The sequence below is a fragment of the Arthrobacter sp. CAN_A1 genome, from assembly GCF_015751665.1.
Taxonomy (GTDB): domain Bacteria; phylum Actinomycetota; class Actinomycetes; order Actinomycetales; family Micrococcaceae; genus Arthrobacter_D.
This window is the reverse complement of sequence record NZ_JADOUR010000004.1, coordinates 85439-98976: the sequence shown is the minus strand read 5'-3', so window position 1 is coordinate 98976 and position 13538 is coordinate 85439. Positions and strand designations below refer to the sequence as shown.

The 13538-nt window shown below is 66.4% G+C and carries 10 protein-coding genes; 7 read left to right on the top strand and 3 right to left on the bottom strand.

What is annotated here, in order from left to right; all coding sequences use genetic code 11:
- Nucleotides 1-283 precede the first annotated feature (283 nt).
- The 5 genes from leuS (at nucleotide 284) to holA (ending at nucleotide 8680) form a co-directional block, all read left to right on the top strand.
- Nucleotides 284-2782: a leucine--tRNA ligase gene (gene leuS / locus IWX62_RS06300; protein WP_333483241.1), complete on the top strand. Its 2499-nt coding sequence runs from the start codon at nucleotides 284-286 to the stop codon at nucleotides 2780-2782.
- Nucleotides 2783-2833: 51 nt separating this feature from the next.
- Entirely contained in the window at nucleotides 2834-3868 is a 1035-nt protein-coding gene (locus tag IWX62_RS06295; protein WP_333483240.1) for a DegV family protein, read from the top strand.
- A 72-nt stretch (nucleotides 3869-3940) separates the two neighbouring features.
- Nucleotides 3941-4867 (top strand): ComEA family DNA-binding protein, encoded by a 927-nt coding sequence (locus IWX62_RS06290; protein ID WP_333483239.1) that lies wholly within the window; start codon nucleotides 3941-3943, stop codon nucleotides 4865-4867.
- Nucleotides 4868-4928: 61 nt separating this feature from the next.
- The gene (locus tag IWX62_RS06285) at nucleotides 4929-7574 is read left to right on the top strand and encodes a ComEC/Rec2 family competence protein (protein WP_196840529.1); all 2646 of its coding nucleotides are present in this window, start codon (nucleotides 4929-4931) and stop codon (nucleotides 7572-7574) included.
- Nucleotides 7575-7714: 140 nt separating this feature from the next.
- On the top strand, nucleotides 7715-8680 hold the full coding sequence (gene holA / locus IWX62_RS06280) for a DNA polymerase III subunit delta (RefSeq protein WP_196840686.1): 966 nt from the start codon (nucleotides 7715-7717) through the stop codon (nucleotides 8678-8680).
- 114 nt (nucleotides 8681-8794) lie between these two features.
- Here holA and rpsT read toward each other — a convergent pair whose 3' ends face one another.
- Both rpsT and IWX62_RS06270 read right to left on the bottom strand, forming a co-directional pair.
- Nucleotides 8795-9055 carry a 30S ribosomal protein S20 gene (gene rpsT / locus IWX62_RS06275; RefSeq protein ID WP_196840528.1) on the bottom strand — a complete coding sequence of 87 codons (261 nt, stop codon included), beginning with the start codon at nucleotides 9053-9055 and terminating at the stop codon, nucleotides 8795-8797.
- Between the two features lie 252 nt (nucleotides 9056-9307).
- Nucleotides 9308-9787 carry a type II toxin-antitoxin system PemK/MazF family toxin gene (locus IWX62_RS06270; RefSeq protein ID WP_196840527.1) on the bottom strand — a complete coding sequence of 160 codons (480 nt, stop codon included), beginning with the start codon at nucleotides 9785-9787 and terminating at the stop codon, nucleotides 9308-9310.
- A gap of 185 nt (nucleotides 9788-9972) precedes the next feature.
- Between IWX62_RS06270 and lepA the strand changes: the two genes are divergently transcribed.
- Nucleotides 9973-11826, top strand: a complete 1854-nt coding sequence (gene lepA, locus IWX62_RS06265; protein ID WP_196840526.1) for a translation elongation factor 4 — start codon at nucleotides 9973-9975, stop codon at nucleotides 11824-11826.
- 2 nt (nucleotides 11827-11828) lie between these two features.
- Nucleotides 11829-13058, top strand: a complete 1230-nt coding sequence (gene hemW / locus IWX62_RS06260; RefSeq protein ID WP_196840525.1) for a radical SAM family heme chaperone HemW — start codon at nucleotides 11829-11831, stop codon at nucleotides 13056-13058.
- Nucleotides 13059-13090: 32 nt separating this feature from the next.
- On the opposite strand, the gene IWX62_RS06255 is transcribed toward hemW, so the two are convergent.
- Entirely contained in the window at nucleotides 13091-13522 is a 432-nt protein-coding gene (locus tag IWX62_RS06255) for a DUF4870 domain-containing protein (protein WP_196840524.1), read from the bottom strand.
- Between the last annotated feature and the right edge of the window lie 16 nt (nucleotides 13523-13538).

The following is a 13538-nucleotide window of genomic DNA, read 5'->3' as shown; positions in this document are numbered from 1 at the left end:
ATCGGATCCTGATCTCAGGTGGTATTCCCCTCGCGGGGCCGGTGGCCGATCAGCCGGGGGCGCACTCCGCCTCGGCATGGCAGGTCACGCCTTGCGGGCGCGCATACCAGAAACATCGTAACCCGCGTCGCGGGTCGCTGGCGCCAATCTGCGCTAGAGTGGTCGCATGTCTGTAGTACAACTCCTTAGCTAGCCGCACGGTCAACCGTGCGGCATGCCCCTCCCTGGACGAGGGGCTTTTGTGTGTCTAGGGGCAATTGATCAAGAGGACAGGGCAACGACAGTGAGCACGCAAGCCGACGCCGGGCAGCCGGACGAGAACACCTACAACTTCGCCGACATCGAAGCCCGGTGGCCCGCGGAGTGGGACCGGCTCCAGCCGTTCAAGCCCGCCGACGACGGATCGCGGGAACGCCGCTACGTCCTGGACATGTTCCCTTACCCCTCCGGCGACCTGCACATGGGCCACGCCGAAGCGTTCGCGATGGGCGACGTCGTCGCCCGGTATTACCGTCAGCAGGGGTTTGACGTCCTCCACCCGATCGGCTGGGACTCGTTCGGGCTGCCCGCCGAGAATGCTGCCATCCAGCGCAACGCCCACCCCTCCGAGTGGACCTATACCAACATCGAGACGCAGGCCAACTCGTTCCGCCGCTACGCCATCAGCGTCGACTGGTCGCGGCGGCTGCACACCTCAGACCCCGGGTATTACCAGTGGACGCAGTGGCTGTTCCTGCGGTTCTTCGAGAAGGGTCTGGCCTACCGCAAGGATTCGCCGGTCAACTGGTGCCCCAAGGACCAGACCGTGCTGGCCAACGAGCAGGTAGTCAACGGCGCCTGCGAGCGCTGCGGCACCCCCGTGACCAAGAAGAGCCTGAACCAGTGGTACTTCAAGATCACCGACTATGCTGACCGCCTGCTCGACGATATGGACCAGTTGCAGGGTCACTGGCCCGACCGGGTCCTGGCAATGCAGCGCAACTGGATCGGCCGCTCCGAAGGCGCCCACGTAGACTTCGTGATCGAGGCGGCAGAGGGGCAGCCAGCGCAGAGCGTCCCCGTGTTCACCACCCGGCCCGACACGCTGCACGGCGCCACTTTCTTTGTGGTGGCCGCCGACGCGCCGCTGGCCCTGGACCTGGTCACCCAGGCTCACCGTGCCGAACTGGAGGAGTACCGGGAGGGGATCAAGTCCCTGTCGGAGATTGAGCGCCAGTCCACCGAGCGGGAAAAGACCGGCGTGTTCACCGGCCGCTGGGCCATCAACCCCCTGAACGGGGAGAAGCTGCCCGTCTGGGCAGCCGACTATGTGCTGGCCGACTATGGGACCGGAGCCATCATGGCCGTTCCCGCGCACGACCAACGCGACCTGGACTTCGCCAGAGCCTTCGACCTGCCCGTGAAGATGGTGGTCGACACGGGTGCCGAGAACCCAGCCGAGTCATGGGTCGCGACCACAGGGCCCGGCACCCTGCTGAACTCCGGCGAACTGGACGGGTTGGGCAAGGACGAGGCCATTGCCCGCGCCATTGACCTGGTGGCCGGACAGGGTACCGGCGAGCACACCGTCAACTACCGGCTCCGTGACTGGCTGCTGTCCCGGCAGCGGTTCTGGGGCACCCCCATCCCGATCATCCACTGCGCCACCTGCGGCGAGGTACCGGTCCCCGACGACCAGTTGCCCGTCACCCTGCCTGAGGATCTGCGCGGCGGCGACCTGTCCCCGAAGGGCACCTCACCACTGGCAGCGGTCGAGGAGTGGGTGAACGTGCCCTGCCCCCAGTGCGCCGGGCCCGCGAAGCGCGACACCGACACGATGGACACCTTCGTCGATTCCTCCTGGTATTTCCTGCGGTTCGCGTCGCCGGACACCACCGATGCACCGTTCGACACCGACGCAGTGAACCGCTGGCTGCCCGTCGGCCAGTATGTGGGCGGCGTCGAGCATGCCATTCTGCACCTGTTGTACAGCCGCTTCTTCACCAAGGTGCTGTTCGATCTGGGACTGATCGGGTTCACCGAACCGTTCTCGGCGCTCCTGAACCAGGGCCAGGTGCTCAACGGCGGCAAAGCGATGAGCAAGTCGCTGGGCAACGGCGTCGACCTGAGCCAGCAGCTGGACAAGTTCGGTGTTGACGCGATCCGGCTGACCATGGTCTTCGCCTCCCCACCGGAGGACGACGTCGACTGGGCGGACGTCTCGCCGTCGGGCTCGTCGAAGTTTCTGGCCCGTGCCTGGCGCCTCGGCCTCGATGTGACGAGCGCGCCCGACGTCGACCTCTCGGGTGGCGACCGGGCCCTGCGGTCGATCACTCACCGGACCGTCGCGGACAGCGCTGCGCTGCTGCAGGGCAACAAGTTCAACGTGGTCATCGCCCGGGTGATGGAGCTGGTCAACGCCACCCGGAAGGCCATCGACTCGGGTGTCGGCGGCGCCGATCCGGCAGTCCGCGAAGCTACCGAAGCGGTGGCGATCATCCTGAGCCTGTTCGCCCCCTACACCGCCGAGGATCTGTGGAACCGGCTGGGGCACCCGGCGTCGGTGGCGACGGCGGGCTGGCCCACAGTCGACGAGACGCTGCTGGTGCAGGACACGGTCGTCGCCGTCGTGCAGGTGAAGGGCAAGGTCCGCGACCGCCTTGAGGTTGCCCCGGACATCACCGAGGACGCATTGAGGGAACTGGCGCTGGCCAGCGCCGCGATCCAGAAGACCCTCGACGGCAGGGGAATCCGGACCATCATTGTGCGGGCTCCGAAGCTGGTCAACATCGTTCCTGAGTAACCCATGCGGGCCGACAAAGCGGGACAACCACCAGCAGCACAGCCTCCAGCGGTGCGCCCAGGGCTGAGTCACGACGAACCGGTCCAGGAGCCTTCAGCGTTGCCGAAAACCGGCTCCGCTGCGTGGTATTCGATGCGGTGGCTGGAGCGGCTGTGGGTCCGGCCGTTGGGTTCCCGAACCGCTCCGGAAGCCGTCGCACCGCCCCGGATCGCCGTAGTGACCGATTCCGCTGCGGCCCTCCCGCCTGAGTGGCTGGCCGAGGGCGGGGCCGCACACGGCGTCGTCGTCGTGTCGATGCCGGTGATGATTGCCGGGCGGATCTTCGGTGAAGGCACTGACGATCTCACCGGACCACTGTCGGTTGCGTTGGCCGAGGGCGCCGAGGTGCGCACCTCGCGCCCCTCGCCCGGTCAGTTCGAGGGCGTCTACCGTCGGCTGGAAGCGGAGGGCGCAACGGGGATCCTATCGGTGCACCTCTCGGGGGATCTGTCGGGCACCGCCGACGCCGCGCGGCTGGCGGCTGGCGCAGTGTCGATCCCGGTGGAGATTGTTGACTGCCGGACCGTCGGCATGGCGATGGGGTTCGGTGTCGCCGCCGCGCAGGCCGGTGGACGCGACGGACTCGACCTGGCCAGTGCGGCAGCGGTGACCCGCGCTGTCTGTGACTCGTCGACGCTGCGCTTCCTGGTGCCGAGCCTTGAACAGCTGCGCAAGGGCGGGCGAATCGGCGCGGCGGCAAGCGTGTTGGGCACCCTCCTGGCGGTGAAACCCATCCTCAGCGTGCAGGAGGGCAGGATCCTTCCGCTCGAAAAAGTCAGATCCACTGCCAAGGCGACGGCCCGCCTGATTGATCTGGTGGAGGCGGACGTCGCGGGTCGGCCTGGAGCGGTGGTGGCGTTCCACTACTTCGGTAACCACGCCCACGTGGCGGAGCTAGCGAAGACTCTGCAGCACCGCCACCCCGAAGTGCGAACAGTCCTGGCCCAGCTACCGGCAGTGCTCGCGGCCCACACCGGTCTGGGCGTGATAGCGATCGCCGTAGCAGGGCGGATTGGCGACGACGACCAGCCCTCCACAGCACCCTGAGTCCCGCTGGATTTGCCCACATAGCCTCATAGTGCAGCAGATCGGGCGCGGCTGGATCCTAGGCTCGGCGGCATGGCACAACACCGCTGGGCCACCAGCCCTCCATCCCGCGTCGGATTCACCGTCCGGCAGGAGTCGGCGGGTACTGCACAGGACCCAGACGATCCGGAGGATCCGGACGACCTGAACGATCCGGATGACCGGCCGCCGAGCCCTCAGCGAGCTCGCCGGTGGGCGGTCGGCCGGGGTGCGTCGCTGCTGGTCCTTGGTCTGACCCTGTCCATCGCCTTCGGCCTGTTTATGCTGCGCGGCGCTCCCTCCCCGGAGGTCACTTCGGTGGCTTTTGACGCCTCGGCCAGCAGCCTCCCAGACCCTCGCGGCGCCGTCGAGTCGACCGGTGCGCCGACGTCCGTCGTCCCCCCACCGGGGGCGCGCGCCGGAGCGGTCTCACCTGCTGGACCGTCACCGCCAGCGCCGGCGCAGAGAACTCCCGCTGCGGCCGGAGACGTGGTCCCGCAACTGCTGCTGGTTCACGTTGCCGGGGCGGTCGCCCGACCGGGGGTGGTGGAGCTTGCTGCGGGCGCCCGGGTGTTTGACGCGTTGGACCTGGCAGGCGGCGCGTTGCCCGAGGCCGATCTCGCCGCCATCAATCTTGCAGCACCGGTGCAGGATGGTCAGCAGATCAGGGTGCCGCTGGAAGGTGAGGTCCTGCCGGGCGGGTTGCTTCCTCCGGCCCCCGGCGGGTCCGGCGGTGCTTCCAGTAGTGGTGCTGACGCCCCACTGCCGGCTGACACGGCGGGTGCGTCGGGGATCGTGAACCTCAACACGGCAGGTCCTGATGAGCTGGAAACCCTTCCGCGGATCGGTCCGGTGCTTGCGGAGCGCATCGTTCAATGGCGGACCGATCACGGGGGCTTCACCAGACCGGAGGACCTCGACGCCGTCCCGGGTATCGGCGAAGCGATGCTCGCGGCCCTGATTCCGCTGGTGACCGTATGACGGCCGGTCGGGCTCGGGGCCAGATGTGGGGTCGGGAAGATGGCCGGGGACGGGGCTGGAGGTGAGATCCCGCAGGGCCTGGACGCGCTTCATCCAGGCGGCGACCCAGCCCGCCGGCTCCCAGCGGACAGCTGAGGACCGGATGACGATGCCTCGCCCCGGCCGGTTCGCCGTACCCGGCTGGTCCTCGCGGGCCGGCGGGGCCGCCCCGTTTCGACGGCTGACCAGATGGAAGGAGCGGTTGTCACTGAATTCCCCGGCGACCGGGACAGCGAAGGTCCCTGCGCCCGGGAACCGGGACCTTCGGCTCCTGCCTGCTGCTGTTGCTGCCTGGGTTGCCGCGGCGGGAGTGACCCGGCTCGACGCTGCTGCGGCCCTCCTCGGTGCTGGAGCCCTGGTGGCGTTGGCCGTGGGTTCAGGTATTGCGAGCTTCTTTCCCGCCGGTTGGGGGAGGTGCAGACGTCTGGTCCTCCCGTGCGTGGTGCCCCTGGCGGTCGCAGCAGTGGTTGCTGTACCGGCTGCCGCCTTGATCCAGGCCCGGACCGCGGGGCCTGTTTTCCCGGCGGTTCAGGACCGGGCCTCGATCACCGCTGTTCTTGAGGCAACCACGGATGCCGTGATGATTAGCCCGGACCGGTTTACGGGGGCGGACCGGTTCCTTGTCGAAGCCACCCTGACGGCTGGCACCGTCGACGGGACCCGGTTCGCAGCACGTACCCCGGTGGTGGTGATCGGGCCGGCCTCCTGGCGCCAGATCGCCGACTCAGACTCAGTCCGGGCCGCCGGGCACCTCCTGCCCACGGAACCGGGAGACCGGGCAGTCGCCCTCCTCCTGGCCGAGACGAGCCCCCAGATGGCACGGTCAGCAGACCGGACCACCTTTCCGGCCCAGGTGCGCGAGGATTTTGTGGAGCTGGCATCACGGGTTGCGGGGGAGGGAGGCCTCCTGCCAGGAATGGTGATCGGTGACCGGAGCACCCTCGATGCGTCAGTCGAACAGAACATGCAGACCACCGGGATGACCCATCTCACCGCTGTGAGCGGCGCCAACTGCACCTACGTGCTCGCGTTCGTGTTCCTCGGAGCCCGGGCCGCCAGGCTGCCGCGCCTGCCCGCAGCGGCGTTGGGGATGCTTGCGCTGATCGGATTCGTAATCCTGGTCAGGCCCGAACCGAGCGTGCTGCGTGCCGCAGTGATGGGCGGGCTCGGCGTGGCAGCGGTGCTGACCGGTCGTGGGAGGGTGCCGCTGGCACTGTTGCTGCTCACCGTGGTCGTCCTCCTCACGATCGATCCCTGGCTCACCGCTTCCTACGCGTTCATGCTCTCGGTCGCCGCGGCCGCCGGTCTGATCACGTTTGGCCCCGTATTGGCGGCCAGGCTCGCCCGGTTCATGCCAGCGCTGGCCGCCCAGCTCCTCTCCGTGCCGATCACTGCGCAGCTGTTCTGTACCCCTCTGCTGCTTGTCCTGCAGCCCGCATTGCCGCTCTACTCAGTTCCAGCGAACCTGGCGGCCACCCCGGTTGTCCCCATGGTCACCATCGTGGGGATGGCGGCTGTCGCGGTGCTGGTTGTCGCCGAACCGCTCGCCGTGCCGTTGGTCCTGGTGGCAGGCTGGGGGGCGGCGTGGGTCGGAAGCGTGGCCGAGTTCTTCAGCGCCGCTCCCGGTGCGGCCCTGCCATGGATGGGCGGCCCCCTGGGCGCTGTGGTCACCGGTGCCCTGGGCCTGTCGATCGTCCTGGCTGTGGTATTCAGCTCACAGCTGCTGGCGGCCGTCAGGAGACCGCACCACACCAGCCGGCGGGGCGGCCAGCGATCAACTGCCGGCCAAGGTAGGACCTCCACTCTGGTGTGGCTGGCCGGTGGCTGCGCGCTGGGTCTTGGCGCGGTGATGTTGTGGCCGGTCGGTCGACCCGCCGACGGTGCCTGGCTCGTGGCTGCCTGCGATGTCGGTCAAGGCGATGCTTTTGTGCTGCGAACCGGTGAACGTAAAGCGATTCTGGTGGATACAGGTCCGGAACCGGACGACGTCGATGCCTGTCTGGACCGCCTCGCTGTCACCACCGTTGAGCTTCTGGTTCTCACCCACCTGCACGCGGACCACTACGGAGGAATCGAAGGAGTGTTCAGGGACAGGGAGGTGGAGCGGATCCTCTACTCCTCCACCGAGCCGACCCTCCCCGCGGTGGTTAGTGAGGTCTCTTCCCAGCGTCCCGCGCCGGAGCGCCTAGTGGCGGGCATGCAGGGCGAGCACGGCGACGGCGGCACGTATGGCCGCCTTGCCTGGGCAGTGCTGTGGCCAGGCAACGGGGTCCGGCCAGCATCGGAGAACGATTCAAGCGCTGTGCTGGAGGTCATTATCGACCCGCCCGATTCCACCTCCGGGTCACCGGTGACCATCCTGATGACGGGTGATCTGGAAGAAGAGGCGGCCCGATCGATGCTGCGCGCCAACCCGGGTCTCGTGGAGCGCGGAGTGCAGATCCTGAAAGTTGCACACCATGGCGCACTTAACGGCGGGCTGGATGTTGCCCACGCAGTTCGGCCCCGTCTCGCCCTCATTTCCGCCGGACGGGACAACGACTACGGACACCCCCACCCATCGATCATCACCGGACTGGCAGCAGCAGGGATTACTGTCGCACGGACCGACGAGCTGGGAACGTTTCTCGTGTCGGTGGACGACAATGTATTGCGCATCAAACGGTGACCACCGGGTCCGCTTTGTCGTACGTCCGGCCCGTGGCACAGTTGACGCGTAGACCATCGACCCGCCCACCACCGAGCAGGAGCAACCACGTGACGTCCAGGCCAGCCGCATCCCGGCGGGAATCAGCCGGCAGCTCGGGAATGCAGTGGCGCACCGTGGTACCCGCACCGATGGTTCTGCTCAGTGGCCCTGAGGAGTATGCGGCAGGTCAGGCAGTCGAACGCATTCGGCGCAGCCTGCGGGACGCCCGTCCCGATCTTGAGGATGTGAAGCTCGACGCCGGCAAATATGAGGCGGGCGATCTGACGATCCATGGCAGCCCATCCCTCTTCGGCGAGGCCAAACTGATCGAGGCGAGTGGCCTCGCCCAGATGAATGACGACTTCCTGCAGGACGCTCTCGCGTACCTTTCGGATCCCGCGCCCGACGTCGTCCTGGTGATGCACCACAGCGGCGGAAACCGCGGCAAGAAGCTCCTGGACGCAGTCAAGGCCTCGGGGGCTACTGTTGTCGACTGCCAGCCGCTGAAAAAGGACTCGGACAAAACCGACTTCGTAATCGAGGAATTCAGGGCCGCTGGGCGGCGGATCGGCGGCGGACCATTGCGGGCCCTGGTGGCGGCTGTCGGATCCCAGCTCGCCGAGCTTGCGGCGGCCTGCCAGCAGCTGATCTCGGATACTACGGGCGAAATCACCGAAGAGACGGTCGAGAAGTACTATGGCGGCCGGGTTGAGGTGACCGGTTTCAAAGTGGCGGATGCGGCTCTGGCTGGCAGGGGAGGGCAGGCCCTCTCCATGCTCCGGCACGCTTTGGCCACCGGAGCCGACCCGGTACTCCTGACCGCTGCGCTGGCGATGAAGGTCAGGGCTGTGGCGAAGGTCCACCAGGTGCGCGGAAGCTCAGCCCAGCTCGCCAAAGAACTAGGGATGGCACCCTGGCAGGTAGACCAGGCCCGACGCGACGCCCAACGATTCAGCCCCGAAGGGCTGATCGAGTGCATCCAGGTGCTAGCCGAAGCCGACGCCCAGGTGAAAGGCGCGTCCCGTGACCCCGTCTACGCCGTCGAGCACGCAGTGACCACCATTGCCCTGGCTGGCCGCGGCTAGTTTCCGCCCCCACACTCCACCCCGAGTAATCGAGGTTGAGGGTCTGCCGGTTAAACGACAGATGGCCGGCCCGAAGGCCAGCCATCTGGAAAACGTCGAACAGTCAGGCTCTGGTTACAGAGCGTTGACCTTCTTCGAGATCGCGGACTTGTGGTTCGCTGCGTTGTTCTTGTGCACGACACCCTTGCTGACAGCCTTGTCCAGCTTGCGGCTTGCCGACTGGAGGGCGCTGGTAGCGGCTTCCTTGTCGGCGGTGCCGATCGCAGTGTTGACGGCGCGGATGGCCGTCTTCAACTCGGACTTAACCGAGTTGTTGCGCTGGCGCGCCTTCTCGTTGGTGAGAATGCGCTTTTTCTGGGACTTGATATTTGCCACGTATTTAGAACTCTCTTTGTATTGCGGACTGGTCGTGAGGGTAATTCAGTTCAACCAATGACTGAGCGGCGTGGGGATACCGTAGGCGATTGGACTAAAGTGCCCGTCGACCTGCGCGGACACACAGCTGTCTAGATTACCAGAGATGCCGGGATTAGTCCCGGCAGCGGGCAGGTCCGAGCGCGGCGCTGCCATCATTGGACGGGGCGCCGCCAATAATGCCGACGAGAACCCAGCAATGCCGACGGTCACTCAGCCGAGCCGCGCTGCAACACGATCAAACTGCGCCCGCGGCAGCACGGCGCCGATCCGGCGGACATCGCCCGGCGCCAACTGGATGATCCTGTTGGTCCTGACTTCGCTGGGACGCCCCTGCACATCCCAGGACCCGGACCCGATGTCGACGTAAGCGGGATCCGACGTCGATGAATCGTTCCGGTTTCGACTGGTCAGCATTAGGCCCAGCAACCTCCCGCGATGCGTCCCGATCAACAGGACGGGCCGGTCCTTACCCTGGCGGTGGTCCTCTTCGAAGGGCACCCAGGCCCAGACGATCTCGCCGGCATCCGGCACGTCGTCTGCCCGCGGGGCGTATGTGACGCGAGGGGTGCCGGTGAAATCCCCCGGGTAGGCAGTCGGTTTGGGGGCGGAACCGGACTGCCGCGCCGGGGGCTGGAGCACCCGGATGGCAGAACGGGCCAGGCGGAGCAGGGAACCGGCATCGAATCGCATGCGGTCAAGGATACCGTTCGGGCGCCCATGCAATTCAAGATCAATCGCCAGCTCATGGGAGACTGTTAACCGAGCTGGTTTTACGAAACCCGCCGAAGAGGTAAGTCCACCTCGCTCCGAACCCGGCAGTTGTTGCTGAGACGGCCGCTGCGCAGCAGCCCTTTCGCAACAGTAAGGAATGTCCAGTGTCACCGAAGGCCCGCACCTCACCGGTGCCCGCCGCCACTGATCCGGCGATTATCAGAAACTTTTGCATCATTGCCCACATTGATCACGGCAAGTCCACCCTGGCGGACCGCATGCTGCAGCTCACGGGCGTCGTCGAGCAGCGTGACATGAAGGCCCAGTACCTGGACCGCATGGACATTGAGCGGGAGCGTGGCATCACCATCAAATCCCAGGCGGTCAGGCTGCCGTGGGAACTTGACGGTGTGAGCCACGCGCTCAACATGATCGACACGCCGGGGCACGTTGACTTCACCTACGAAGTTTCGCGGTCGCTCGCTGCCTGCGAAGGGGCGATCCTGCTGGTCGACGCCGCCCAGGGGATCGAGGCCCAGACCCTGGCCAACCTCTACCTGGCAATGGAAAACAATCTCACCATCATTCCGGTGCTGAACAAGATTGACCTCCCCGCCGCGCAGCCCGAAAAGTACGCAGCTGAACTGGCCAACCTGATCGGCGGCGATCCTGACGACGTCCTGAGGGTCTCCGGGAAGACCGGGATGGGCGTCGAAGCCCTGCTGGACAAGATTGTCAAGGATCTTCCCCCTCCCGTCGGCGACCCCAACGCTCCCGCGCGGGCCATGATCTTTGACTCTGTGTACGACACCTACCGCGGCGTGGTGACCTATGTGCGGGTGGTGGACGGCATGCTGCATCCCCGCGAGCGGATCCAGATGATGTCCACCCGTGCCAGCCACGAACTCCTCGAGATTGGCGTCAGTTCCCCGGAGCCCACCCCGTCCAAGGGGCTGGGCGTCGGCGAGGTCGGCTACCTGATCACCGGCGTGAAGGATGTCAGGCTTTCCAAGGTCGGTGACACGGTCACCAATCTGGCCAAGCCCGCCCAGGCGTCCCTGCCCGGGTATGCCGACGCCAAACCCATGGTCTTCTCCGGCCTGTACCCGCTGGACGGCACCGACTACCCGGTGCTCCGCGACGCACTGGAAAAACTGATGCTGAACGATGCAGCGCTCGTCTACGAGCCGGAGACCTCAGCAGCCCTGGGGTTCGGCTTCAGGGTCGGCTTCCTCGGGCTCCTGCACCTGGAGATCACAAGGGAACGGCTCGAACGCGAGCACAACCTGAACCTGATCTCCACCGCCCCCAACGTCGAGTACCAGGTGACACTGGAGGACAAAAAGCTCATCCACGTCACCAACCCGAGCGAATACCCCACCGGCAAGATCGCCGAGGTGCGCGAGCCGATGGTCGCCGCGACGATCCTCGCCCCCACCGAATTCGTGGGCGCCATCATGGAACTGTGCCAGAGCCGGCGCGGCGTCATGGGAGGGATGGATTATCTCTCCGAGGACCGGGTGGAGATCCGGTACCGCCTGCCTCTCGCCGAGATCGTCTTCGACTTCTTCGACATCCTCAAGTCCCGCACCAGGGGCTACGGGTCGCTGGACTGGAAGGCCGACGGCGACCAGGTCGCCGACCTCGTCAAGGTCGACATCATGCTGCAGGGGGAGCAGGTCGACGCGTTCTCCGCCATCACCCACCGTGACAAGGCCTACGCCTACGGAGTGATGATGACCGGGAAACTGCGCGAGCTCATACCGCGCCAGCAGTTCGAGGTGCCCATCCAGGCGGCCATCGGCTCACGGATCATCGCCCGGGAGAGCATCAGGGCAATCCGCAAGGACGTTCTTGCCAAGTGCTACGGCGGCGACATCACCCGTAAGCGCAAACTGCTGGAGAAGCAGAAGGAAGGCAAGAAGCGGATGAAGATGGTGGGCCGCGTGGAGGTTCCCCAGGAAGCCTTCATTGCCGCTCTGACCACCGACGAATCCAAGGACAAGGTCAAGAAGTAGCGATGCCGAGTGCCCTGCCTCTCGGCCTGCCAGCGCCGGAGAACGGTCTGCTCCCGGAGCAGGCAGCCGTGGGCAGCGCCCACCGCAAACTGGGGCTTTACGTCCACATCCCCTTCTGCGCGGTGCGTTGCGGCTACTGCGACTTCAACACCTATACGGCCACCGAACTGGGCGGCGGGGCGTCCCAGGACCGGTACGCGGCAACTGTCAGCGCCGAATTGGATCTCGCCGCCGGCGTTCTCACCGCGACGGGCGCCGCGCCGCGCCCCCTGTCGACGGTGTTCTTCGGCGGTGGAACTCCCACCCTCCTGCCCGCCGAAGACCTTGCCGCAGTACTGGGTACGGCCGTGGGACATTGGGGTCTCGCTCCGGGCGCCGAGGTCACCACTGAAGCCAACCCGGACTCGGTGACGCCCGAGTCCCTTGAGCTGCTGGCGCGGGCAGGGTTTACCCGGGTGTCCTTCGGCATGCAGTCGGCAGTGCCTCACGTCTTGCAGGTCCTGGACCGCACTCACGCCCCGGAGCGTGTTCCCCTGGCGGTGCAGTGGGCGCGCGACGCCGGGCTGCGCGTCAGCCTCGACCTGATCTATGGCACCCCGGGGGAGACCCCAGCCGACTGGCAGCAGTCGCTTGACGCGGCACTGTCCTACGAGCCGGATCACGTCTCCGCCTACGCGCTGATTATCGAGGACGGCACCAAGCTGGCGGCGCGGATCCGTCGGGGAGAGGTGCCCGACATCGACGACGACGATCACGCCGAGAAGTACGCTTTGGCAGAGCAGTCGATGGAAGCCGCCGGCCTGGGCTGGTACGAGGTCAGTAACTGGGCACGCACACCCGACGACGCATGCCGGCACAACCTGGCCTATTGGCGCGGCGACGACTGGTGGGGTGCCGGACCGGGCGCCCACTCCCACCTGGGAGGGGTGCGGTGGTGGAATGTGAAACACCCGACTGCCTACGCCCAACGCCTCAGCTCGGGTGTGTCACCGGCCGCCGGCCGGGAAATCCTCGACGACGACACCCGGTACGTGGAGGATGTCATGCTCCGAGCCAGGCTCCGCGAGGGACTGCCCACCAGCAGGCTACGCCCCGCAGGACGACTCGCCGTCGCCGGGTTGATCGCAGATGAACTGATTGTTCCTGCCGACGCTTTTGCCGGGACCATCACTCTCACCGGCAGGGGAAGGCTGCTCGCCGATGCCGTGGTTCGCCGGCTGCTGCCGGACTAGGGCCAGTGACAATCAGGCGAGGGGCGACGCGCCTACTTGAACAGGCGCAGGTTGAAGGCGTACCGGTAGGGGCGGCCGCGGTTGACCTGAATCCCGGCGACCACTGAGGACACGGCAATGGCCACCCAGATCAGCGCGTTGACGACGGCGAACAGGCCGCCCACGGCGGGCAGCAGTGACAGCAACCAGGCAGCGAAGGCGAGGAGCGTGGGTGGGAACGTGAAGTTGAACGCCTCCCGCGACTCCTGAGCCGTGAAGGGGCCACGGTTCTTGAAGATCAACAGGATGATCAGCGAGGGAATAAAGCCCAGGATTCCGCCGAAGTGCGACAGTGTTGCCCACTGTCTGTCCTCGGATGCGGTCAACGGCAGTGCATTCGCCGGGGCACCCTCAAAAGCGGATGGAGGCTGGCTCTGGCCGTCCTCGGATCCGTACTGTTTGTGCTGGTCAGCGGGGTTAGACAACTAAACATCCTCTATT